Genomic DNA, 23,283 nt, shown 5'->3' with positions numbered 1-23,283 from the left:
GTCAACTGACCTCGGCCTTCTCAGCCTCGGCGGCGACCGGGGCATCCGTGGCCGGAGCGGCGGGTGCCTCGTTCTCGGCGACCGGGACCAGCGAGACCTTGCCGCGGTTGTCGATGTCGACGACCTCGACGCGGAGCTTGTCGCCGACCTTGACGACGTCCTCGACCTTGTTGATCCGCTTGCCGTTGCCCAGCTTGGAGATGTGCACCAGGCCGTCCTTGCCCGGCACCAGCGAGACGAACGCACCGAAGGCGGCGGTCTTGACGACCGTGCCCAGGTACCGCTCGCCGATCTTCGGCAGCTGCGGGTTGGCGATCCCGTTGATCATGGCGATGGCCGCCTCGGCGGACGGGCCGTCGGCCGCACCCACGTAGATGGTGCCGTCGTCCTCGATCGAGATGTCCGCACCGGTCTGCTCGGTGATCGAGTTGATCATCTTGCCCTTCGGGCCGATGACCTCGCCGATCTTGTCGACCGGGATCTTCACCGAGGTCACCCGAGGCGAGTACGGGCTCATCTCGTCGGGCTCGTCGATCGCCTCGGCGAGGACGTCCAGAATGGTCAGCCGGGCGTCGCGGGCCTGCGACAACGCCTTGGCCAGCACCTCGGACGGGATACCGTCCAGCTTGGTGTCCAGCTGCAGCGCGGTCACGAAGTCCTTCGTGCCGGCAACCTTGAAGTCCATGTCGCCGAAGGCATCCTCGGCGCCGAGGATGTCGGTCAACGCGACGTAGCGGGTCTTCCCGTCCACCTCGTCGGACACCAGACCCATTGCGATGCCGGCGACCGGGGCCTTCAGCGGGCAGCCGGCGTTCAGCAGCGACAGCGTCGAGGCGCACACCGAGCCCATCGAGGTCGACCCGTTGGAGCCGAGCGCCTCGGAGACCTGGCGGATCGCGTACGGGAACTCCTCGCGGCTGGGCAGCACGGGCAGCAACGCCCGCTCGGCCAGCGCGCCGTGGCCGATCTCGCGGCGCTTCGGCGAACCCACCCGGCCGGTCTCACCGGTCGAGTACGGCGGGAAGTTGTAGTTGTGCATGTAGCGCTTCTTGGTCTCCGGGGACAGCGAGTCGATCTGCTGTTCCATCCGGAGCATGTTCAGCGTGGTGACACCCATGATCTGGGTCTCGCCGCGCTCGAACAGCGCCGAGCCATGTGCCCTCGGCACGACCTCGACCTCGGCCGACAGCGGCCGGATGTCGGTCAGGCCACGGCCGTCGATCCGGACCTGGTCGCGCAGGATGCGCTGGCGGACCAGCTTCTTGGTGACCGCGCGGAACGCGCCACCCAGCTCCTTCTCGCGACCCTCGAACTTCGGGCCGAGCTGGTCGAGCACCTCGGCCTTGATCTCGTCGAGGCGGGACTCGCGGGCCTTCTTGTCGGCGATGGTGAGCGCCTTGGCCAGCTCGGCGGAGACCGCGTCGGAGACCGCGTCCAGCGCGTCGGCCTGGTAGGCCGGGTAGGTCGGGTACTCGCCGGTCGGCTTACCGGCCACGTCGGCCAGCTGCTGCTGCGCGACGCACAGCGCGCGGATGAACGGCTTCGCGGCCTCGAGGCCCGCGGCGACGACCTCCTCGGTCGGTGCGGCGGCGCCACCGGCGACCAGCTCGATCGTCCGGGTGGTGGCCTCGGCCTCGACCATCATGATCGCCACGTCGTCACCGGCGATGCGGCCGGCCACGACCATGTCGAACACGGCGCGCTCGAGCTGCTCGTAGGTCGGGAACGCGACCCACTGGGTCTTGCCGGCCTCGTCGGCGATCAACGCGACCCGGGTGCCGCCGACCGGCCCGGTGAAGGGCAGCCCGGAGATCTGGGTGGACGCGGACGCGGCGTTGATGGCCAGCACGTCGTAGGGGTCCTGCGGGTGCAGCGAGAGCACGGTCACCACGACCTGGATCTCGTTGCGCAGGCCGTCGCCGAAGGTCGGGCGCAGCGGCCGGTCGATCAGCCGGCAGGCCAGGATGGCGTCCGTGGACGGCCGGCCCTCGCGGCGGAAGAACGAGCCGGGAATCCGCCCGGCGGCGTACATCCGCTCCTCCACGTCAATGGTGAGCGGGAAGAAGTCGAGGTTGTCCTTCGGGTGCTTGGACGCCGTGGTGGCGGACAGCAGCATGGTTTCGTCGTCGAGGTAGGCGACGACCGAACCGGCCGCCTGCCTGGCCAACCGGCCGGTCTCGAACCGCACGGTGCGGGTGCCGTAGCTCCCGTTGTCGAGGACCGCGGTGGTCTCGTGCACCCCGTCTCGGGTGTCATCTGACATGTAGAAAAATCTCCTCTTTGGTTCACGGTGAGGCAACCGCGTGATCCGGATCGAGGCCGGTCTTCGATCGAAGCCCTCGGCGCGGCTCTCCGCCGCGCCCGGGGGCCACTACCGAGGACCGGCGATTCGGGTGTTCCTCCCGGTCCGGGCCGCGGTGGCCTTGAAATGTGTAGTTCTGTGTCGTTCTGAGAGGTCTGGCTAGCTCATCTTTGGCTCTGCTCCGGGCCGGCCCGAGTGGGCCCGGCGGCCGGAATGCCGGCAGGGGGAGCGCCGCGACGCGGACGCTCCCCCTGCCGGACTCTCAACGACGGAGACCGAGGCGCTCGATCAGCGCGCGGTAGCGCGACACGTCGACCTGCCTGAGGTACTTCAGCAGGCGCCGGCGGCGGCCGACCATCAGCAGCAGACCACGACGCGAGTGGTGGTCGTGCTTGTGCAGCTTGAGGTGCTCGGTGAGGTCGACGATGCGCTTGGTGAGCAGCGCGACCTGGGCTTCCGGCGACCCGGTGTCCGATTCGTGGACACCGTAATCGGTGAGAATGGTCTTCTTTTCGGCGGCGTCAAGTGCCACGGGTGGGGTACTCCTCGGTTCTGTGCTGTGCCGTGCGGTCCCGCGCTCGGCTTCGGCGCGGAAGGTAAGTCGGTGCCGGCCGCCACGGACCACAGCCGCACCCAGCAACAAAGTTTACCAGGCGTTATTCACGCAGCGACGCCGGCCGGGCATGGGCGAGCCGCGCGCGCGGTCGCGGGGCGCACCGCCGGGCCTGCTCGGACTCCGGCGCACCCTCACCGGCCGGCGGCCGTGACTCCGACTCAGACACCGACTCAGACACCGGCACAGCCGTCGGCACAGACACTGACACCGACATTTGCACACCCGGGGGCACCGAGCCGGGCCGGGCGCGCAGCGGCACCCGGTGCAGCACGGTGTACCTGGGGCCCGCCGAGCTCAGCTCGGAACGCACCAGGCACACCTCCGCCGGGCGCCACCACGGCCCCCGGTGCCGGCCCAGCGGCCCGGCGGACGGCGGCGCGTCGGTGCGCCGTGAGGTGCGCGCCACCGTGACATGCCCCCGGAAGCTGGCCGGATCACCGCCGGCCGCCACCACCAGCTCGGCCAGCGCGTCGGCGTCGGCCGCCCCGGCGGGCAGTACTCCGACCGCGGCCACCTTCGGGAACGACACCGTGCCGGCCAGACGCAGCCAGGGCGCCGCCAGGCCACCCGCCCGCGCCTCGAGCCGACGGGCCAGCACGCCGGGCTCCGCCTCGCCGTGGAAGCCCAGCGTGACGTGCCAGCGGGCGGTCGGCGTGGCACGCCAACCCTCCGGCGGCCAGTCCGGGTGGGCGGACAGCTCGCCGTCCAGCGTGAGCACCGCTGCCCGCGAGGGCCACAGCGCGGTGAACAACCGGGTCATCCGCGGTCACCTCCGTTCGGCCGCGGCACGCCGCAGCAGTTCCGCGATCGCCGGGAAGCGCGGGCCGAGCACACTCGCGGCGGCGGCCAGCTGAGCCGGCGCGGCCACCGCGCGCAACGCCTCGCTCGGATCCTGCGGCCCTCCCCCGGGCAGCCCCAGGTGCGGCCGGGTCTGCCGGAGCTGGGCCAGCAGCTCGTCGGCGCGCACCGGCTCACCGGGCGGCAGCCGGCGCACATGCCGGTCCAGCAGGGCGAGCCGGGCCAGCACGCCCGGGTCACCGATCTTCACCCGGCGTGCGCTGACCAGCTGGCTGAGCATCGCGGTGGACAGTCCCAACCCGTCGGCCAGGCGGGCCTGGGACACCCCGAGCGCCGCCTGCAGCCGCCGGATCCGGTCGCCGAGCGGCTCGCCGTAGAGCTCCCGCTGGCGGGCCACGTTCCTGGCGAAGGTCGCCCGCGCGGCGGCCTCGGCCGACGTGTCCGCCGGCCCGCCGACCTCGGCTCCGAGCCGACCGCCGGGCTCTACCCGCTCCTGGACTGCCACGCTGACCCCACTCCTTTGCCGGACACCGCGAATGCTCGCAGCCCGGCGGGTGCCCCTGGGGCGGAATGGCGAATCTCCCGGTGCAATTCCCCCGGCAGGCGGCTAGAGATCCTTCGGGTGGAAGCCTTGAGCACCGCCGCACCGCTGGGTGTTAACGCCGAGTCACCGACCGGACGGCCCGGTGTCGGCCCTGGTACGGCTGGGGCCGTCCCTTGTCACCGAGACCAACGCCAGTCCGGTAATTTTCGTCGAGAACCGGACTCACGCCGACCTCGACGCAGTCCATACCTACCCGCCGGTCACTGACAGTGACCGCTGCGGCGCCAGCTCTCCCCGGGCTCAGTCGGCGAGCAGCTCCCGGGTGCGGTCCACGTCCCGGCCCATCTGCTCGACCAGCGCGTCGACGCTGTCGAACCGCTCCATCCCGCGCAGCCGGGCGACGAAGTCGAGCGCCACCTGGTGACCGTAGAAGTCCTCGTCCACATCCAGCACGTAGGCCTCGACGGTGCGCTGACGGCCGGAGAACGTCGGGTTGGTGCCGACCGAGACGGCGGCCGGCAGCTGCCGCTTGCCGTGCACGAACCAGCACGCGTAGACCCCGTCCGCCGGAACCGCCGAGAACGGCGGCGGCGCCAGGTTCGCGGTCGGGAATCCCAGCTCGTGGCCGCGCCGGTCACCGCGCACCACGACACCCTCCAGCCGATGCGGGCGGCCGAGCGCCTGCGCGGCCAGCGTCACGTCACCGCCGTCGATGCAGGCCCGGATGTAGGTCGAGGAGTAGGTCACCCCGTTGCCGGGATCGGTGCTGTCGGTGATCAGCTCCAGGCCCTCGACGGCGAAGCCGAAGCGGCGGCCGAGCTGGCGCAGCAGCGGAACGTCGCCCTTGGCGCCGTGCCCGAAGGTGAAGTTGTCCCCCACCAGCACCGCGGCCGCGTGCAGTCGCTCGACGAGCACCTCGTGGGCGAACTCGTTGGCCGGCATCCGGGCCATCTCGGTGGTGAACGGCAGGACGCAGAACGCCGAGATACCCATCTCGCCGACCAGCTCGGCACGCCGGGCCAGCGTGGTGAGCTGTGCCGGGTGGTGCCCCGGCCGGACCACTTCGGTCGGATGGGGGTCGAAGGTGACCAGTACCGACGGCAGACCCCGGGCGGCGGCCACCGCCACCGCCCGTCCGATCAACTTCTGGTGGCCGCGGTGCACCCCGTCGAACACCCCGACCGTCACCACGCTCCGCCCCCAGCCGGTGGGCACGTCGTCCAGCCCTCGCCAGCGCAACACGGCCGCGAGCCTACGTGGCGTTCGCGGGGGCCAGCACGAGCACCGGCCTTGCGCGCCCGTCCACCTCGCTGACCAGCGCGAGCGCGCGCCCGTCCGGACCGGTCACCGCGTACACCCCGGAGATGCCGGCGGCGGTCAGCGCCCGGCCGTGGGACAGCGCCTCGGCCTCGTCAGGGTCCGCCGTGCGCACCTGGAACGCCGCGGTCACCGCCGCCGCCAGGTCGTGCGTCAGCTCGGGCCGCTCGGCCAGCTCGTCCAGGGTGCGCGCGGTGTCCAGGGCGAACGGGCCGACCCGGGTGCGGCGCAGCGCGGTGAGGTGCCCACCGACGTCCAGGCCGGCGCCCAGGTCCCTGGCCAGCGCACGGATGTAGGTACCGGAGGAGCACTCCACCCGGACGTCGAGGTCGGTGTACCCGGGACCGCGGCGGACCGCGTCCAGGGTGAACTCGCTGACCGTGACCGGGCGGGCGGCCAGCCGCACCTGTTCGCCGTCCCGGACCCGCTGGTAGGCGCGCTTGCCGTCCACCTTGATGGCGCTCACCGCACTGGGCACCTGCTCGATCGCGCCGGTCAGCGGGACCATCCCGGCGCGCACCGCCGCCTCCTCGACCCCGCCGGCGTCGCGGGTCGCGGTGACCTCGCCCTCGGCGTCGTCGGTGCTGGTGGCGACGCCGAGCCGGATCGTGGCCGCGTACGCCTTGGTGTCCAGGGCGAGGTGCCCGAGCAGCCGGGTGGCCCGTTCCACCCCGAGCACCAGCACGCCGGTGGCCATCGGGTCGAGCGTGCCGGCGTGCCCGATCTTGCGGGTGCCCAGCAACCTGCGCAGCCGCCCGACCACGTCGTGCGAGGTCAGGCCGCCTGGTTTGTCCACGACCACCAGGCCGGATGGGGGGCTCATGGATACCGATCCTGCCGCGGCGATGTCCGGCGCCCCGAACCGGTGGTCATCGCCGGATGCAGCTCCTAAGGTGAGCCACACTTTGACCGCGGGGAGGCGGCATGTCCGATCAGGCCACCACAGACACACCCACCACCCCGCCCGAGAAGCCAACCGCGCGCGGTCGCGGCGGCCGGTACTACTCGAAGCTGTGGTTCTGGATCCTGGTCGCCATCGTGGCCGGCATCCTGCTCGGGCTGTTGGCGCCCGGGGTGGCCCGCAACACCAAGTGGCTGGCCGACACCTTCCTGCAGCTCATCAAGGTCATCACCGGCCCGGTGATCTTCTGCACCGTGGTGGTCGGCATCGCCTCGCTGGGCAACCTGGCCAGGGCAGGCGGCCTGGCCGTGCGGGCACTGGTCTACTTCCTGCTGGCCACGGTGGCCTCGCTGGCCCTCGGGCTGGTGGCGGCCAACGTGATCCAGCCGGGCGCCGGGTTCAGCGCACCGCCCAGCGCCGCGGACCTGAAGCAGGCGCAGGCGCAGCTGGCCCCGGCAACGCACGACGCCGGTGTGATCGACTTCATCACGAAGGACCTGCTGCCGACCAGCTTCCTGCAGCCCTTCGTCACCAACCAGGTGCTGCAGGTGCTGGTGCTGGCCATCCTGACCGCCTGCGCCACCTCGATGCTGGCCCCGGCGCTGCGCGAGCGGGTGGTCGGCGTGGTGGACACGGCCAGTAAGGTGATCTTCGGCATCATCAAGATCATCATGTGGGTGGCCCCACTCGGCGCGTTCGGCGGCATGGCCTACACGGTCGCGGTGTTCGGCGGCGGCGCGCTGGGCAGCCTCGGGCTGCTGATGCTGGCGTTCTGGGGCACCTGCGCGGTCTTCGTGTTCGGCGTGCTCGGCGCGGTGGCCGCGTGGAGCGGGTTCAGCATCTTCAAGTTCATCCGACTGATCAAGGACGAGCTCCTGATCATCCTGGGCACCTCGTCCTCGGAGACCGTGCTCCCCCGGCTGCTGGCCAAGCTGGAGGCCGCCGGCGCGTCCCGGCAGACGGTCGGCGTGGTGATCCCCACCGGCTACTCGTTCAACCTGGACGGCACCTGCATCTACCTGACCCTGGGGGCGCTGTTCATCCTGCAGGCCGGCGGCGAGCAGATCGGGATCGGCACCCAGATCGGGCTGCTGCTGCTCATGGTGCTCACCTCCAAGGGCGCCGCCGGCATCACCGGTGCCGGGCTGGTCACCCTGGCCGCGTCGCTGCAGGCGTTCGGCGGCGAGTTCTTCAGCCCCGAGGCGGTCGCGATCGGCATCGCGCTGGTCGTCGGCATCGACCGGGTGATGAGCGAGGGGCGCGCGCTGACCAACTGCATCGGCAACGGGGTGGCCACCATGGTGATCGCCCGGCTGCAGGGCGAGCGGGACGACGAGCGGTTCCAGGCGGTGCTGAACGACCCGAGCCTGGTGGACGACGCGATGAGCCGGATGAGCCAGGCGAGCTAGTGCCCCGCACCGGAAATCTGCGCAATAATTCCGGCGCCCAGATGGCGCCTGGCGGCGTTGCCGCCCTGGCGGATACGCCCGGTATGAGCTGCGGGCGGCGCCTTACCAGCCACCATCTGAATCACCGGACTTATCACACGAATTTCCGGCGCGGGACACTAGCTCACCAACCTGCGCTGGGCAACCGGAGTCCTGGACAACCGGAGTCAGTGGCGCACCGCGCCGGTCACCGCCCACGCCCCGGAGCGGCTCCTTGCCACCACGCTGACCAGCCTGACCAGCATGAACATGGCCAGCCCCGTCCAGATCCCGGCCAGCCCCCAACGGAACACCAACGACAGCCAGATCAGCGGCAGGAATCCGCAGAAGGCGGCCAGGAGCGTCCAGGTGCGCAGGAACCGGGCGTCCCCGGCGCCGAGCAGCACGCCGTCCAGGGCGAACACCAGCCCGGCCACCGGCTGCAGCGCGACGAAGAACCACCAGGCCACCGGGATGGCGGTGAGCACCTCGGCGTCGTTGGTGAACAGCCGGGGCAGCACCCCGGCGAGCGCCGCGAACAACACGCCGAACCCGCAGCCGAGCACCAGCCCGTACCGGGACACCCGCGTGGCGACCCGGCGGGCCCGGTCCGCGCCGCCGGCACCGAGCGCGGCCCCGACCAGTGACTGGGCCGCGATCGCCAGCGAGTCGAGCACCAGCGCCTGGAAGTTCCAGAGCTGCAGCACGACCTGGTGCGCGGCGACCGAGGGCGCGCCGAACCGGGCCGCGACGGCGGCGGCGGAGAGGAAGCAGGCCTGGAACCCGAGGCTGCGCAACACCAGGTCGCGGCCCATCCGCAGCTGCGCGCGCAGCAGCGCGGGCACCGGGGCCAGCGGCGGCCGTTCCCTGAGCAGTGCCCGGATGAACAGCACGGCCGCGACCAGCTGGCCGGACACGTTCGCCACCGCCGAGCCGACCATCCCCAGCGCGGGCACCCCGCTGAGGCCGTACACCAGCACCGGGCACGCGATCGCGGACAGCCCGTTGCCGAGCAGCACGATGCGCATCGGGCGGGCGGTGTCCTGCACGCCGCGCATCCAGCCGTTGCCGGCCAGTGTCACCAGCACCAGCGGCGCGCCGGGCAGGGCGATCCGCAGCCAGCTCAGCGCGGCGTCCGACACCGGTCCCGGGCCGCCGGCCAGCGCCCTGGCCACCGGGCCGGCCACCAGCTCACCGATCAGCACCAGCACCGCGCCGACCCCGAGCGCCAGCCAGGTGGACTGCACGCCCTCGCCGACCGCCTCGGCGCGCCGGCCGGCCCCGTGCAACCGGGCGGCCCGCGCGGTGGTGCCGTAGGACAGGAAGTTCAGCTGGGACGACACCTGCGCCAGCAGCACGGCGCCGATCGCCAGGCCGGCCAGTGGGACCGCGCCCAGATGTCCGACCACCGCGGTGTCGACCAGCAGGTACAGCGGTTCGGCGGCCAGTACCAGCAACGCCGGTACCGCGAGCCGCAACAGCTCGCGCGCGCCGGCCCGGTCCGCGTCAGCCCGGTCCGCGTCAGCCGGCTCGGCCTTGCTGACGTCCAATTCGCCGGCTCGCTCCCCGTCCGCTCGATCCGGTACAGCTCCCGGTTCCGGTACTGCCACCGGCCCAGCCTGCCCGGCCGGACCCGCCGGCACGAGTCGGTTCGACCGGCGCGGCTTCGAGGGCCGGACAGAAGTGGCGCGGATCACGCTGAGAGGAGGTCCTGGCGTCAGTCCTCGTCGGTGTCCTCGCGCGGCGCCTTGTACGGGTCCGGGTCGCCGGCCGGCTTCGCGCCGGAGGCCAGCCGGGCCACCTCGGCATCGGCCGCCCTGGTCTGGGCGAGCAGGTCGTCGAACTTCCGGACGCCCTCCGGGATCGCGTCCCGGACGAACGCGAGCGTCGGGGTGAACCGCACGCCGGTGCGCTGCCCGACCATCGACCGGAGCACTCCCGTCGCGCTGGCCAGTGCGGCGGCCGCGCCCTCAGCATCCGGCTCCGCGTCCACTGTCTCGCCGCGCACGCTGTAGAAGACGGTCGCGTCGTGCAGGTCGCCGGTGACCCGCGCGTCGGTGATCGTCACCATGGCCAGCCGAGGGTCTTTCACCTCGCGCTCGAGCGCGGTTGCCACGATCTGGGCAATCCGCTTGGCCAGCCGGTTCGCTCTCGCCTGGTCCACCACGATGTCTCTCCTGTCCCGGGCTGGCCCGTGCTACTCGTCGTGCGGGCCGATGGTCCTCCGCCGGGCGGAGAGCAACTCCAACTCCGGGCGGGCGGCCACCAGCCGTTCGCACCGATCCAATACCCCGGTCACCTGCCCCGCATCGGCGGCCACGCAACTGACCCCGATCAGGGTCCTGCGGTGCAGGTCGAGATGGCCGGCCTCGGCAACCGCGACATCGAACTTGCGGCGCAACTCAGCGATCACCGGGCGTACCAGTGACCGCTTCTCCTTCAGCGAGCTGACGTCCCCGAGCAGGACGTCGAGCTCCAGGGCTCCTACGTACATGACCTGACTAGTACCCGATCCCGCGGAGCGGTGTCGGAGCCGGGGGTGGCGCTGCCTCACGCGGCGCCACCCCCGGCCACCGGACTAGCTCCTCGGCTTCTCCCGCATCTCGAAGGTCTCGATGATGTCGCCGACCTTCAGGTCGTTGAAGTTGCCGAGCGTCAGACCACACTCGAAGCCCTCACGGACCTCGACCGCGTCGTCCTTGAAGCGCCGCAGCGAACTGATCGGCTGGTTCTCCACGACAACCACGTTGTCGCGGAGCAACCGGGCGCGGGCGTTGCGGCGGATCTCCCCGCTGAGCACCATGCAGCCCGCGATGGTGCCGACCTTCGAGGAGCGGAAGACGTCCCGCACCTCGGCCCGACCCAGCTCGACCTCTTCGAACTCCGGCTTGAGCATGCCCTTCAGGGCAGCCTCGATCTCGTCGATCGCCTGGTAGATCACCGAGTAGTAACGGATCTCCACACCCTCGCGGTTGGCCAGTTCAGTGGCCTTGCCCTCGGCCCGGACGTTGAAGCCCAGCACGATGGTGTTGTCCGCGATAGCGAGGTTGACGTCGCTCTCGGTGATGCCACCGACACCGCGGTGCGTCACCCGAAGCTCGACATCGTCGCCGACGTCGATCTTCATCAGGGCGTCCTCGAGGGCCTCGACGGTACCCGAGTTGTCACCCTTGATGATCAGGTTGAGGCTGTCGGTCTCCTTCAGCGCGGCGTCCAGGTCCTCGAGGCTGACGCGCTTGCGACGCGACGCCAGTTCGGCGTTGCGGTCACGGGCGCGGCGCCGGTCGGCGATCTGGCGAGCCACCCGGTCCTCGTCGACGACCAGGAACGTGTCGCCGGCACCGGGTACCGAGGTGAAGCCGATGACCTGCACCGGCTGCGACGGCAGCGCCTCGATGACGTCCCCGCCGTGCTCGTCGAGCATCCGCCGGACGCGGCCGGACGCATCGCCGGCCACCACCGAGTCGCCGACGTGCAGCGTGCCGCGCTGCACCAGCACAGTGGCCACCGGGCCACGACCGCGGTCGAGGTGTGCCTCGATCGCAACGCCCTGGGCCTCCATGTCCGGGTTGGCCCGCAGGTCCAACGCCGCGTCGGCGGTCAGCAGGATCGCCTCGAGCAGCTGGTCGATGTTGATGTTCGCCCGCGCCGAGACGTCGACGAACATCGTGTCGCCGCCATACTCCTCGGCGACCAGCCCGTACTCGGTGAGCTGCTGACGGACCTTGGCGGGGTTGGCCCCCTCCTTGTCGATCTTGTTGACCGCGACCACGATCGGCACCGAGGCCGCCTGGGCGTGGTTGATCGCCTCCACCGTCTGCGGCATCACGCCGTCGTCCGCCGCCACCACGATGACCGCGATGTCGGTGACCTGGGCACCACGGGCACGCATGGCAGTGAACGCCTCGTGGCCCGGGGTGTCGATGAAGGTGATCGGGCGCTCGTGGCCGTCCAGCTCCGTGATGACCTGGTAGGCACCGATGTGCTGGGTGATGCCGCCGGCCTCGCCCTCCATCACGTTCGCCTTGCGGATCGAGTCCAGCAGGCGCGTCTTGCCGTGGTCGACGTGACCCATGACGGTGACGACCGGCGGCCGTACGACCAGGTCGTCCTCGCCACCGGCGTCCTCGCCGTAGGAGATCGAGAAGCTGTCCAGAAGCTCGCGGTCCTCCTCCTCGGGAGAGACCACCTGCACCTGGTAGTTCATCTCGCCGCCGAGCAGCTCGAGGATCTCGTCGGACACCGACTGGGTCGACGTGACCATCTCACCGAGGTGGAACAGCACCTGGACCAGCGACGCCGGGTTCGCGCCGATCTTGTCCGCGAAGTCGGTCAGGGACGCGCCCCGGGGCAACCGGATGACCTCGCCCTTGCCCTTCGGCAGCCGCACGCCACCGACGCTGGGCGCCTGCATGGCGTCGTACTCCTGGCGCTTCTGCCGCTTCGACTTGCGGCCCTTACGGGCCGGTCCGCCGGGACGACCGAACGCACCGGCCGCGCCACCGCGACCGCGACCGCCACCACCGGGACGGCCACCGCCGCCACCGGGGCCGCCGCGGAAACCGCCGCCACCACCAGCGGGCGCGCCGCCACCGGCACCGCCGCCGCCACCGGGACGGAAACCGCCACCGGCACCGCCGCCGCCACCGGGACGGAAGCCACCGCCACCGCCGCCGGGACGACCGCCGCCGCCAGCACCGCCGCCGGGACCACCCGGACGGCCACCGGGGCCACCGGGACGGCCGCCACCGGGGCCGCCGCGACCGGGACCGGCCGGACGGCCGGGCATCATTCCCGGGTTCGGCCGGGGCGGCATCATGCCGGGGTTGGGCCGGGGACCGCCCGGACCAGCTGGGCTGGCGGGCCTGGGTCCGCTGGCCGGCCGGTTACCGGGACCGCTGCTGCCGCCCGGACGGGGCGGCGGCGGCGTCTGCTGCGGGCCACCCGGGCTGGGCGGCCCGGGACGGGCCGACGGCGGCCGCTGCGCGGGTGCGCCGGAGCCCACTCCGAACGGGTTGTTGCCGATCCGGGGGGTCCTCGGGCCGGGCTTCGGCCCGGTACGGCGCGGCGGCACCACAGCGGTGTCGCCGGCGCTCGCGGCGGCCGGTTGCTGCTGCTCGGGCGGAGCCGGGCGGTCCGCCGAGGGCTCCGTCCGCGCGGGCGGCTGCTGAGCCGCCGCCGGCTCGGCCGGGGCGGACGGAGCCGCCGGTGGCGGTGTCGAGGGCCGGGCGGGAGGTGGCGAAGCCGGCCGAACCGACTCCACCGGCGGGGCCGGGGGCGCCGACTGGGCGGCGACCGGCGCGGGCGCCGCCGGGCGGGGCGGGACCGGACCGGGCCGGGGCGCGCCGGGGCGCGGACCTGGACCCTGACCGGGACGGGGGCCCGGTGCGGCGGACGGTCCGGACGGGGCCGGGGGCCGCGGTGCCGAGCCGGCCGGCGTGGCGGGGCTACCCGCCGCCGGCGCTGAACCACCCGGGCCGGGACGAGCCTGGCCGGGGCGGCGGCCACGGGCCTGTCCCCTGCCGCCGTCGGCGCCGCCACCGCCGGACAGCGAGTCCCGCAGCTTGCGGGCAACCGGGGCTTCCACGGTGGAGGACGGCGACTTCACGTACTCCCCAAGATCTTGCAACTTGCTCAGTACTTGCTTGCTGGTGACGCCGAGCTCTTTCGCGAGCTCGTGCACGCGGGCCTTGCCTGCCACTGCTCTCCTCTTGCTCGGAGGCCGGCGGCATCGTGCCCGCTCGACCTCGCCCTACTGTCGCAGCACACTCATGGTGCGATCTTCACAGCTGGCTCATGTCGGGTCGACCTGACTCTCGTGATCCAGGTGCGAGACGGTCTCGCACTTCGGTTCAGGTTGAAGGTAGTGCCGGACGGCCTCGACGGCGAGCGGACCGGGGACGCGTAACGCCCTCGGGAACGCTCCCCGCCGCTCCGCGCGGCGCAGGCACTCCAGATCAGGGTGCAACCAAGCACCTCGACCGGGAAACCGCCGCCTCGGGTCCGGGGTCAGCACCCCGGCAACCGTGACGACTCGTAACAACCCAGTGGCCCGGGACCGTGACCTGCACCCGACGCACGTCCGTTCCGGAGCCGCACGTGAGGTGCGGTCCGCGGACATGCTTGCGGGAACTGGATCGCGGCGGGAGGCCATGAGAAGTGTAGCGCGTCCCCGCTCGACCGCCATTCCTCGGTCCATGCCTTGGTCAAAGTCACGGTCAAAGCCCGATCTCCCCGGCGCGCTCAGCTCGCCGCGCCCACCCGGCCTCACCCTGACGAATCGCCCGGTTGCCCGGCCGACGAGTCGGCTGGCGCGGGCGCGTCCACCAGGGGTCGCGGGTCGGCGTCGCTGCGGATATCGATGCGCCAGCCGGTGAGCCGGGCGGCCAGCCGGGCGTTCTGCCCCTCCTTGCCGATGGCCAGGGAGAGCTGGAAGTCCGGCACCACCACCCGGGCCGTCTTCGTCCGGGGGTCCAGCACGGTCACCGAGATAACCTTCGCCGGCGACAGCGCATTCCCGACGAAGTCCGCCGGCTCGTCCGACCAGTCGATGATGTCGATCTTCTCGCCGGCCAGCTCGCTCATCACGTTGCGCACCCGCTGACCCATCGGGCCGATGCAGGCTCCCTTGGCGTTGACCGAGGGCACCATGGCCCGAACCGCGATCTTCGACCGGTGCCCGGCCTCCCTGGCCACCGCACAGATCTCCACCGAACCGTCCACCAGCTCGGGTACCTCCAGCGCGAACAGCCGGCGGACCAGGTTGGGATGCGTCCGGGACAGGGTGATCTGGGTACCCCGGCCGCCCCGGGACACCCCGACCACGTAGCAGCGGATCCGCTCGCCGTGCTCGTAGCGCTCGCCCGGCACCTGCTCGGCCGACGGGATCACCCCTTCGGTGCCGCCCAGCTGCACCACGACCACACCGCGGGCGTTGGCCCGCACGTCGCGCTGCACCACCCCGGCGACGATCTCGCCCTCCTTCGCGGAGAACTCGCCGTAGGTGCGCTCGTGCTCGGCGTCGCGCAGCCGCTGCAGGATGACCTGCCGCGCGGTGGTCGCGGCGATCCGGCCGAACCCCTCGGGGGTGTCGTCCCACTCCCGCTCGAGCTGCCCGTCGTCGGCGTGTTCCTGGGCCAGCACCCGCACCAGGCCCGACTTGCGGTCGATGTCGATGCGGGCCTGTGCCTGGTGGCCCTCCGTGTGCCGATAGGCCGTCAGCAATGCTGTCTCGATGGCCTCGATCACCGTGTCGAAGGGGATGTCCTTGTCGCGCTCGATCGCCCGCAAGGCGGCGATGTCGACGTTCACTTGTGTTCCTCCGCTATTTCCCCAACGTCATGACGATCACTCGGTGCCGGTTTCGCGGACTCTCTGCCGCCCAGCGCCCGTAGCTCTTCCTCCGGTGGATGCCGGAACTCCACCACCACGACGGCGCGCTGCACATCGGCGTAGCGCACCTCCCGCAGCTTCCCCTTGACCAGCAGCGCAACCGCGTCCTCACCGGCGTCACCGACCCGACCGGTGATCAGCTCCCCGACCTTGGGCGTCACCTCGACCTGGCGCAGCCGCGCGCGCCGCCAGTGCCGTGGGGCGGTCAACGGCCGGTCCACCCCGGGCGAGGTGACCTCCAGTGTGTACGGCCCGCCGAGTACCTCGTCGTGCTCGTCCAGCTCGGCCGCCACCCGACGGCTCACCATCGCGATGTCGTCCAGGCCCACGCCGGAGTCGGCGTCGACCACCACACGGACGAGACGGCGCCGGCCGGCCGGCCGGATGTCGATCTCTTCAAGATCGAAGCCAACGGATGCCACCGCCTGCTCCACCGTCGGACGCAGCTCCGCGTTCAGCTGGTCCTGCTCGGATCGGGGCATTCGGTCCACTCCTCGGTCTCGATCTCGGTGCCGGCGGCGTAGTCGTTGCCGACGGCGGCTCTGCCTGCGAAGTCAGCGTTTCCGCACCGGTCGCTCAGGGTATCGCGCCGACCTAGTCCGACCGGCCTGGCAGGATCATCCGGCGTGGTCAGTCCCGAGTGTGCCCCCCCGACCCGTTATCGGGTAATCCGCCGACTGCCACGACGGCCGGTTCTGCTCGGACTGGTGGCTGCCGCGGCGGCGGTTCCGGTGGCCGGGCTGCTGGCCGGCTGCGGCGCCGAGGAGCCGGACCCGCTGGCGGCGCTCGCCACCCGGGCCAGGGCGGACGCCGCCCTGATCGACTCGATTCTCAACGTCGGGCTCCTCGGCGCGGTCCTGTCGACCCGGCTCGGGCCGGTGGCCGACGCCCGCCGGCAGCACGCGGTCGCACTCGGTGTGGAGCTGGGCGACACCAGCCCGACGACGGCGCCCCACTCGACCGAGCCGACCCCGCCGGGCCCGACCGACGTGAACAGTGCCCTGCAGCGGGTACGGGCTGCACTGAACGACTCCGCCCGGCAGGCCGGCCTGCGGGTACTCACACTGCCCCGCAAGCGCGCCGCACTCGCCGGCTCGATCGCGGCGTGCTGCACGGCCTACGAGGCGGTGCTCCAGTGAGCCCCAGCGCCACGCCGACGCCGTCCCCCGCACCGTCACCCCGGCCCGGTGCGGATTCGGCGGACTCACCCCGGTCGTCGCGTTCGGCCCGGCCGTCGGATTCGGCGGCCCCGTCCGACTCGGCCGACGCGTCCAGCCCGCCCAGCCCGACCGACTCGGTGGACGCCTCCAGCACCCCGGCCGTCGAGCCCGCCGCGCCCGCCCCGGCCGGCTCGTACTCCGAGCCGCCGAGCCAGCCGAAGGCCGGCCAACCGGCGGCGGACCCGGTCACCACGGCGGCCGTGCAGACCGCGCTGGGCACCGAGTACGCGGCGGTCTGGTGCTACAGCCTGATCGAGGCGTTCCTGCCGGAGACCCTGGACAAGCACGCCAGGGAGGACCTCACCGCGCACCGCGTGCGCCGCGACGCCACGATCCGGCTGCTCGCCGACAGCGGCGTGCGCGCGGTACCGGCCGAGGCCGCCTACCGCACCCCGGCGCCGGTCACCGACCAGAACTCGGCGATGCGGCTGGTGGTGAGCGCCGAGTCGGACGCGGCGGCGGCCTGGCGCTCGGTACTGGAGCGCTGCGACGACTCCGGGCTGCGCCGGATGGCACTGGACGGGCTCACCGACGCCGCCGTCCGGGGCGCCCGCTGGTCGGAGCAACTGGGAAGCAAGCCGGTGGTACCGGCGTTCCCCGGCCGGGACTGAACCGCGGGGTCGGCTCGGCGGGCGCGTCGACGCCGGGCTCAGCGCGCCAGCGCGGCCAGCGCGCGGTGCACGTCGGCCTCGGTGTTGTACAGGTGGAAGGCCAGCCGGGCGACGCCGTTGCGGGTGCTGACCACCACGCCGGCGTCCCCGAGCCGCTCGGCGGCGCCGGGCCGGTGCACCACGGTGATCGCCGACTCGGCCGGCACATCGCCCAGCTCCACCCGCAGCCGGTTGGCCAGCGCCACGCAGTGCGCCCGCACCGCCTCCCGGTCCAGCGAGGCCAGCCAGGGCAGCGCGGCGGCCGCGCCGACGTGGCACAGCCAGGCCGGCGAGGTGTCCAGGCGCCGTGCGTCGGCGGCCAGCGCGGGGGCGGCGCCGTAGATGCTGTTCCAGCGGTCCGCACCGGCGTACCAGTTGGCGCTGTGCGGCACGACGCTGTCCCGTAGCGCGTCCGACACCGCCAGCCAGGCCACCCCTCGGGGGCAGAGCAGCCACTTGTAACCGGCGGCGACCACCGCGTCCGCCCAGTCCAGCGACAGCGGCAACCAACCGACGGCCTGGGTGACGTCCAGCAGCACCCTGGCGCCGGCCCGGGCCGCCTCGGCGCGCAGCGCCGCCAGGTCCAGGAGTGCGCCGTCCGCCGACTGGACCACGCTGACCGCCACCAGGTCCGCCTCGCCGACCTTCGCCGGCAGCTCCGCCAGGTCCGCCTCGGTGACCGTGATGCCCCGGTCGGCCCGGATCGTGAACGGGAGCGTGACGCTGCTGAACTCACCCCTGGCGACCAGCACGCGGGCGCCGTCGGGCAGGCTCGCCGCGATCAGGCCGACCAGGGCGGAGACCGAGGAGCCGATCGCCACCCGGTCCGCCCGGACCCCGATCAGCTGGGCGAACGCCGCCCTGGCCACCGCGACCGGCTCGTCGAAGTCGGTGGCCCGCCCGGAGCCGGCCCGCCAGTCCCGCACTGCCTCCACCACCGCCTCGGCGGCCGCGACCGGCGGCATCCCGATGCTCGCCGTGTTCAGGTAGCCGTCGGGCATGTCGAACTGCTGACCGAACGCCGCACGCATGCCGAGGGACGCTACAACGCGCGGTCCGGCGCGGCGTAGCGTCGGGCCCGTGCACAGCGAGGAGATCCAGATCCGGACCGGCCGGGACGAGGCCGTGGTGGACCTCACCGACGAGGTGGCGGCGTTCCTGCGCCAGCACGCGGACGAGGACGGCCTGCTGCACGCCTGGGTACCGCACGCCACGGCCGGGCTGGCGGTCATCGAGACCGGCGCGGGCAGCGACCGCGACCTGCTGACCGCGCTGCGCTCGCTGCTGCCGGCCGACGACCGGTGGACCCACCGGCACGGCAGCCCGGGGCACGGCCGGGACCACGTGCTGCCCGCCGTTCTCGCGCCGTCGATGAGCGTGCCGGTGCTGGCCGGCCGCCCGGCCTGGGGCACCTGGCAGTCGCTGTGCCTGGTGGACACCAACGTGGACAACCCGGTGCGCACGGTCCGGCTGTCCTTCCTGCCGGGCTGAGGAGCCCGTCCCGGGAGGGCGCCCGCGTCGCAACGGCCGGGCACCTGGTGTGGACGCTGCGCACCCGCGACACCACGCCGCGCACCCCTCCGACTCCGCGCTGCGCACCTTCCGTGGTTCCCGCGTACCCCGACATGGCGCCGCGCGCCTTCCCGTGGTGCCCGCGCACCTCCCGTACCTCCCGCGCACCTTGCGACACCACGCCGCGCACCCTCCGTGGACCTCGCGCACGGTGCGAGGTGCGCGACGTCCACGCACGGTGCGCGCCGTCGCAACGGCCGGCCACGCGTCCGTCGGGGCGGCCGTCCCGGTCGGGCCGAGTTCGGCGAAACGGCCCCGGCGGCGCCGGGCGCCCCGCTACCGTGCGGTCGTGACCTGGTCCGACGAACTCGAACCGCGCCGGAGCGCCGACCCCGACGCGGCGCGCTCGGGCGGTGGCATCAACCCGTTCAGCGGGCCGGAACCGGACATCGGCGGCCCCGGGGAGGCGGTGCGGCCACGGTCGAACCGGCCGGTTCCCACGCCGCCGATCCGCCGTCCGAGGTCGCCGGCGGGACCGACCCGCCGAGGCACCGGCGCGGCCCGCCTGAGCACCATCACCCCACCCGGCACCTTCAGCCCACCCGGCACCTTCAGCCCACCCGGCGCTCCCCGACCCGGCATCCCCAACGCACCCACTGGCCCCAACGCACCCACCGGCCCCAACACACCCACCGCCCCGAACGCACCCGCCGGCCCCGACGGACTCGCCGGCCCCGGCACACCGGGCAACGCCGTCTGGGGCAGCCGGCCCGGGCGCCGCGATCCGGCCGCGCTCTACTCGCCGAACCAGCGGGTCACCGAACCACCGGCCGGTCTCGGGCCGATGCACTACCCGGCACCGATCCTGCCGCCGATCGCCGGCCAGGTCGGGGCCCGAGGTGGCTGGCTGGGCCAGAGCCGGCGGTGGTGGGTGGTCGCGGCGGTGGCGATAGTCGCCCTCGGCGCGCTCGGCATCGCGGGCACCGCTCTGCTGACGCACCGGCTCGGGGCGCGGCAGGACGGGTTGGCGGTCAAGGCCAGGGACCTCAGCTACCTGGTGCCGGCCGACTGGAAGCTCACCCCCGGCGGGCCGGAGACCTCCGTCGAGGGCGTCGCGCTGGACGGGGTGGCCACCGGTGCCCGGTACGTCTGCGGCGGGCACGGGCGCTACCGGGCCACCGTGGGCAGCACGTTCCTGATGCGCCGCGACGGTGTCGACGCACGCCCCGAGGATGCCGCGCGCGACTTCGGGCCGCTGTTCGCCACCAGTTTCTACGGCGCCGGCGCCACCACGAACGCCACCGCACCGGCCCCGCTGAGCGTCGGCAACCTGACCGGTTCGACGTCGCTGGTCACGGTGCGCCCGGTGGCAGCGGCGGGCTGTCCCGACCTCACCGGCCGGCTGACCGTGGTGGCGCTGCCGACCGCGAGAAAGGGTGCGGCGGGCGGCACCGGCGTGCTCCTGCTCGTCGTGGCGCACGACGCGGCCGGGGGTCCCGCGACGCCGGCGCCGGTCGACCCTCAGGTGGTGTCGGAGATCCTCAGCAGCGTGCGGGTCACCGACCACTGACCCAGTGCCACGGCCGCGCCACCGCCGCTGTCACCGCCGTTACCGGGCTCGCACCAACTCCGCCAGGTGGGCCACGGCGCCGTCCACCGGCACGTCGGCCCGCTCGCCGGAGCGGCGGTCCTTGACCTCCACCACGCCGTTGGCCAGCCCGCGCCCGACCACCACGATGGTCGGCACCCCGATCAGCTCGGCGTCGGCGAACTTCACCCCCGGCGAGGAGGTGCGGTCGTCCAGCAGGACCCGCAGCCCGGCGGCATCCAGCTCACCGGCCAGCTTCTCCCCGCCGGCGCGGATCTCCTCGGACTTGCCGGCGATCACCACGTGCACGTCGGCCGGCGCCACCTCGCGCGGCCAGATCAGCCCCGAGCCGTCGTGCGACTGCTCGGCGATCGCCGCGACCAGCCGGGACACCCCGACGCCGTAGGACCCCATGGTGATCCGGATGGGCTTGCTGTCCGGCCCGAGCGCGTCCAGCCCGAACGCGTCGGCGAACTTGCGCCCGAGCTGGAAGATGTGCCCGATCTCGATCCCGCGCGCGGCGACCAGCGTTCCCTGACCGTCCGGCGAGGGGTCGCCAGGGCGGACCTCGGCGGCCTCGATGGTGCCGTCCGGGGTGAAGTCCCGCCCGCACACCAGGTCGACGACGTGGTGGTCCGGCTTGTCCGCGCCGGTCAGCCAGGCGGTGCCGGGTACCACCCGGGGGTCGACCAGGAAACGGACCCCGTTCGCGGCCAGCCCCACCGGCCCGATGTACCCCTTGGGCAGGAAGCTGTTCGCGGCGAAGTCGGCCTCGTCGAGCAGCGCGACCTCGTCCGGGTGCACCGCCGCCTCGAGCCGCTTCATATCGACCTCGCGGTCGCCGGGCACGCCTACCCCGAGCAGCTTCCACTCGGTCGAGCCCGGCGTCCTGGTCTTGACCATGACGTTCTTGAGCGTGTCCGCCGCGGTGAAGGTGCGCCCGAGCCCGGCGCGGTTGAAGAAGTCGACCAGCGTCTCGATGGTCGGGGTGTCCGGTGTGTGGTGCACCGAGGCGGCCGGCTTGTCCTCGATCGACTGGGCCGGGGGCGCCGGGGTGTGCACCGCCTCCACGTTCGCCGCGTAGTCGGATTCGGTGCTGCGCACGTAGGTGTCCTCGCCGGTCTCCGCCTCGGCCAGGAACTCCTCCGACGCCGAGCCGCCCATCGCGCCGGACATCGCCGAGACGATCACGTACTTGAGCTCGAGGCGGTCGAACAGCGCGATGTAGGCCTCGCGGTGGCGCCGGTAGGACTCGGCGAGGCCCTCGTCGGTCAGGTCGAACGAGTAGGAGTCCTTCATCAGGAACTCCCGGCCGCGCAGGATGCCGGCGCGGGGCCGTTCCTCGTCGCGGTACTTGTTCTGGATCTGGTAGAGGATCACCGGGTAGTCCCGGTACGAGCTGTACTCGCCCTTCACGGTCAGCGTGAAGAGCTCCTCGTGGGTCGGGCCGAGCAGGTAGTCGCCGCCCTTGCGGTCCTTGAGCCGGAAGATGTTCGGCCCGTACTCGGTCCAGCGCCCGGTGGCCTCGTAGGGCTCCCGGGGCAGCAGCGCGGGCAGGTGGATCTCCTGCGCGCCGATGGCATCCATCTCCTCGCGCACCACCCGCTCGATGTTGCGCAGCACCCGCAGCCCGAGCGGCAGCCAGGAGTAGACCCCCGGTGCTATCCGCCGGACGTAGCCGGCCCGCACCAGCAGCCGGTGGCTCGGCACCTCGGCATCGGCGGGATCGTCGCGCAGAGTGCGCAGGAACAGCGAGGACATCCTGGTAAACACGTCTCGAGCGTACTGAGGACCGGTTTCGTCGGTCCCCCCGGTTACCGTCACCGGCATGACGCTAAGAACCGGGTGCACATCGATCTCGAGAGGACCAGCCGGGTCGCCGAGGTGGCGCCCCGACGACCGCCACTCGCAGCACCCGAACCATGAGGTCGATTCCTCCACTCGCTGGGCAGTGTTCGTCCGCGCCACGGTATCGAAATAAAGTAAGGCTTCCTAAATAACGATGGTCACACCGGGCCTCAGGTCGGCTCCGATCGGTCGGCTAGCCTGCGACTCGTGCTGATCCTGCTGCCCCCCTCGGAGACCAAGTCCGACGGCGGTGACGGGCCACCGCTCGAGCTGGACCAGCTGTCCTTCGGCGAGCTCAACCCGGCCCGCAAGGAACTGATCGACGACCTGGTCGCGCTCGCCGCCGACCCCGCCGCCAGCCGCGCCGCACTGGGCATCTCGCAGCGCCAGGACGGCGAGGTCGCCCGCAACGCGGCGCTCTGGTCGACGCCGACCAGCCCGGCGCTGCGGCGCTACACCGGGGTGCTCTACGACGCGCTGGACGCCGGTTCACTGCGCGGCGCCGGCGCGGCCAGGGCCACCGAGCGGCTGGCGGTCGGCTCCGCGCTGTTCGGCCTGCTCCGGGCCGGCGACCCGGTCCCGGCGTACCGGCTCTCCGCCGGGTCGGCGCTGCCCGGGCGCGGCACCCTCGCCGCCTTCTGGCGACCGACCCTGGATCCGGTACTGGCCGGCCTCGAGGGGCTGGTCGTGGACCTGCGCTCCGGCTCCTACGCCGCGCTCGGCCGGGTGCCGGGCGCAGTCACCGTGCGAGTGCTCACCGAACGCGCCGACGGCTCCCGGACCGTGGTCAGCCACCACAACAAGGCGTCCAAGGGGCGGCTGGCACGGTTGTTGGCCACCTCGAAGGCCGAGCCGACGGACCTGGCCGGGCTGCTGCGCGTGCTGCGCCGGGCCGGGCTGCCGATCGAGCGCGGCGACACCGAGAACGAGCTCGACCTGGTGCTGCCCGACCCACTCGGCTGAGGGAAGCGATGACGTGACACCGGTTCGGCCGGACCGCCGAGGTGAGTGGTTGAGCCGGGGCGGGGCTCGGTCGGTGGTCGGGTTGGAGTCGCCGGGATCACAGTCGGTGACCGGCCGACTGAATCAGGCTGTTGACCTGGGGGCGGGCTGCGTCGAGGTCGACGTGAGTCTGGTTCCCGGCGAAAATTACCGGACTGACGTTGGT

General features: G+C 72.7%; 21 protein-coding genes. 6 read left to right on the top strand and 15 right to left on the bottom strand.

Translation table 11 applies throughout. The annotated features are described in order from the left end of the window. Position 1: 1 nt before the first annotated feature. From ACTXG6_RS22520 to truB, 6 genes are all read right to left on the bottom strand, one after another. Positions 2-2,263, bottom strand: a complete 2,262-nt coding sequence (locus ACTXG6_RS22520) for a polyribonucleotide nucleotidyltransferase (RefSeq protein ID WP_445189777.1) — start codon at positions 2,261-2,263, stop codon at positions 2-4. A 301-nt stretch (positions 2,264-2,564) separates the two neighbouring features. Next, the gene (rpsO, locus tag ACTXG6_RS22515; protein ID WP_445189776.1) at positions 2,565-2,834 is read right to left on the bottom strand and encodes a 30S ribosomal protein S15; all 270 of its coding nucleotides are present in this window, start codon (positions 2,832-2,834) and stop codon (positions 2,565-2,567) included. Positions 2,835-2,958: 124 nt separating this feature from the next. Then, positions 2,959-3,678 (bottom strand): 2'-5' RNA ligase family protein, encoded by a 720-nt coding sequence (locus ACTXG6_RS22510; protein WP_445189775.1) that lies wholly within the window; start codon positions 3,676-3,678, stop codon positions 2,959-2,961. Positions 3,679-3,684: 6 nt separating this feature from the next. Next, a complete protein-coding gene (locus tag ACTXG6_RS22505) occupies positions 3,685-4,221 on the bottom strand; it encodes an XRE family transcriptional regulator (protein ID WP_445189774.1) in 537 nt (178 codons plus the stop codon). Positions 4,222-4,560: 339 nt separating this feature from the next. Continuing rightward, positions 4,561-5,502, bottom strand: a complete 942-nt coding sequence (locus ACTXG6_RS22500; RefSeq protein ID WP_445189773.1) for a bifunctional riboflavin kinase/FAD synthetase — start codon at positions 5,500-5,502, stop codon at positions 4,561-4,563. Between the two features lie 10 nt (positions 5,503-5,512). Next, positions 5,513-6,400, bottom strand: a complete 888-nt coding sequence (truB, locus tag ACTXG6_RS22495) for a tRNA pseudouridine(55) synthase TruB (RefSeq protein ID WP_445189772.1) — start codon at positions 6,398-6,400, stop codon at positions 5,513-5,515. A gap of 101 nt (positions 6,401-6,501) precedes the next feature. On the opposite strand from truB, the gene ACTXG6_RS22490 reads away from it, so the two are divergent. Continuing rightward, the gene (locus tag ACTXG6_RS22490; RefSeq protein WP_445189771.1) at positions 6,502-7,887 is read left to right on the top strand and encodes a cation:dicarboxylate symporter family transporter; all 1,386 of its coding nucleotides are present in this window, start codon (positions 6,502-6,504) and stop codon (positions 7,885-7,887) included. A gap of 206 nt (positions 7,888-8,093) precedes the next feature. On the opposite strand, the gene ACTXG6_RS22485 is transcribed toward ACTXG6_RS22490, so the two are convergent. From ACTXG6_RS22485 to rimP, 7 genes are all read right to left on the bottom strand, one after another. After that, the gene (locus ACTXG6_RS22485) at positions 8,094-9,386 is read right to left on the bottom strand and encodes an MATE family efflux transporter (protein WP_445190083.1); all 1,293 of its coding nucleotides are present in this window, start codon (positions 9,384-9,386) and stop codon (positions 8,094-8,096) included. Between the two features lie 236 nt (positions 9,387-9,622). Beyond that, positions 9,623-10,072 (bottom strand): 30S ribosome-binding factor RbfA, encoded by a 450-nt coding sequence (gene rbfA, locus ACTXG6_RS22480; protein ID WP_445189770.1) that lies wholly within the window; start codon positions 10,070-10,072, stop codon positions 9,623-9,625. Between the two features lie 30 nt (positions 10,073-10,102). After that, a complete protein-coding gene (locus tag ACTXG6_RS22475) occupies positions 10,103-10,399 on the bottom strand; it encodes a DUF503 domain-containing protein (protein WP_445189769.1) in 297 nt (98 codons plus the stop codon). A gap of 84 nt (positions 10,400-10,483) precedes the next feature. Beyond that, positions 10,484-13,606, bottom strand: coding sequence for a translation initiation factor IF-2 (gene infB / locus ACTXG6_RS22470; protein ID WP_445189768.1), 3,123 nt, complete (start codon positions 13,604-13,606; stop codon positions 10,484-10,486). Between the two features lie 93 nt (positions 13,607-13,699). Continuing rightward, on the bottom strand, positions 13,700-14,026 hold the full coding sequence (locus ACTXG6_RS22465) for a YlxR family protein (RefSeq protein ID WP_445189767.1): 327 nt from the start codon (positions 14,024-14,026) through the stop codon (positions 13,700-13,702). Positions 14,027-14,172: 146 nt separating this feature from the next. Then, a complete protein-coding gene (nusA, locus tag ACTXG6_RS22460; protein ID WP_445189766.1) occupies positions 14,173-15,216 on the bottom strand; it encodes a transcription termination factor NusA in 1,044 nt (347 codons plus the stop codon). Continuing rightward, positions 15,213-15,779, bottom strand: a complete 567-nt coding sequence (rimP, locus tag ACTXG6_RS22455) for a ribosome maturation factor RimP (protein WP_445189765.1) — start codon at positions 15,777-15,779, stop codon at positions 15,213-15,215. Before rimP ends, nusA begins: the two co-directional genes overlap by 4 nt. A gap of 225 nt (positions 15,780-16,004) precedes the next feature. Here rimP and ACTXG6_RS22450 point away from each other — a divergent pair, with 225 nt between their 5' ends. Together ACTXG6_RS22450 and ACTXG6_RS22445 are read left to right on the top strand one after the other, a co-directional pair. Continuing rightward, complete coding sequence (locus ACTXG6_RS22450; RefSeq protein WP_445189764.1) at positions 16,005-16,436, top strand: hypothetical protein; 432 nt, start codon at positions 16,005-16,007, stop codon at positions 16,434-16,436. Continuing rightward, positions 16,433-17,128: a ferritin-like domain-containing protein gene (locus ACTXG6_RS22445; RefSeq protein ID WP_445189763.1), complete on the top strand. Its 696-nt coding sequence runs from the start codon at positions 16,433-16,435 to the stop codon at positions 17,126-17,128. The genes ACTXG6_RS22450 and ACTXG6_RS22445 overlap by 4 nt, the downstream gene beginning before the upstream one ends. A gap of 38 nt (positions 17,129-17,166) precedes the next feature. Here the strand turns inward: ACTXG6_RS22445 and ACTXG6_RS22440 are convergent, their stop codons facing one another. After that, positions 17,167-18,198, bottom strand: a complete 1,032-nt coding sequence (locus tag ACTXG6_RS22440) for an aminotransferase class V-fold PLP-dependent enzyme (RefSeq protein ID WP_445189762.1) — start codon at positions 18,196-18,198, stop codon at positions 17,167-17,169. Positions 18,199-18,247: 49 nt separating this feature from the next. On the opposite strand from ACTXG6_RS22440, the gene ACTXG6_RS22435 reads away from it, so the two are divergent. Next, positions 18,248-18,658, top strand: a complete 411-nt coding sequence (locus tag ACTXG6_RS22435) for a secondary thiamine-phosphate synthase enzyme YjbQ (protein ID WP_445189761.1) — start codon at positions 18,248-18,250, stop codon at positions 18,656-18,658. Positions 18,659-19,028: 370 nt separating this feature from the next. Beyond that, positions 19,029-20,249 carry a hypothetical protein gene (locus ACTXG6_RS22430; RefSeq protein WP_445189760.1) on the top strand — a complete coding sequence of 407 codons (1,221 nt, stop codon included), beginning with the start codon at positions 19,029-19,031 and terminating at the stop codon, positions 20,247-20,249. Between the two features lie 39 nt (positions 20,250-20,288). On the opposite strand, the gene ACTXG6_RS22425 is transcribed toward ACTXG6_RS22430, so the two are convergent. Then, positions 20,289-22,040 carry a proline--tRNA ligase gene (locus tag ACTXG6_RS22425; RefSeq protein WP_445189759.1) on the bottom strand — a complete coding sequence of 584 codons (1,752 nt, stop codon included), beginning with the start codon at positions 22,038-22,040 and terminating at the stop codon, positions 20,289-20,291. Between the two features lie 282 nt (positions 22,041-22,322). On the opposite strand from ACTXG6_RS22425, the gene yaaA reads away from it, so the two are divergent. Further along, positions 22,323-23,078, top strand: coding sequence for a peroxide stress protein YaaA (gene yaaA, locus ACTXG6_RS22420; protein ID WP_445189758.1), 756 nt, complete (start codon positions 22,323-22,325; stop codon positions 23,076-23,078). Positions 23,079-23,283: the final 205 nt, after the last annotated feature.

Source organism: Pseudonocardia sp. Cha107L01 (assembly GCF_052566575.1).
This window is presented reverse-complemented; position numbering and strand designations above follow the sequence as displayed.

Excerpts from the sequence above, each read along its gene's own strand:
- ACTXG6_RS22520 (WP_445189777.1), bottom strand. The coding sequence starts at position 2,263 with ATGTCAGATGACACCCGAGACGGGGTGCACGAGACCACCGCGGTCCTC.
- ACTXG6_RS22510 (WP_445189775.1), bottom strand. The coding sequence starts at position 3,678 with ATGACCCGGTTGTTCACCGCGCTGTGGCCCTCGCGGGCAGCGGTGCTC.
- truB (WP_445189772.1), bottom strand. The coding sequence starts at position 6,400 with ATGAGCCCCCCATCCGGCCTGGTGGTCGTGGACAAACCAGGCGGCCTG.
- ACTXG6_RS22490 (WP_445189771.1), top strand. The coding sequence starts at position 6,502 with ATGTCCGATCAGGCCACCACAGACACACCCACCACCCCGCCCGAGAAG.
- ACTXG6_RS22475 (WP_445189769.1), bottom strand. The coding sequence starts at position 10,399 with ATGTACGTAGGAGCCCTGGAGCTCGACGTCCTGCTCGGGGACGTCAGC.
- ACTXG6_RS22465 (WP_445189767.1), bottom strand. The coding sequence starts at position 14,026 with ATGTCCGCGGACCGCACCTCACGTGCGGCTCCGGAACGGACGTGCGTC.
- rimP (WP_445189765.1), bottom strand. The coding sequence starts at position 15,779 with ATGCCCCGATCCGAGCAGGACCAGCTGAACGCGGAGCTGCGTCCGACG.
- ACTXG6_RS22440 (WP_445189762.1), bottom strand. The coding sequence starts at position 18,198 with ATGCGTGCGGCGTTCGGTCAGCAGTTCGACATGCCCGACGGCTACCTG.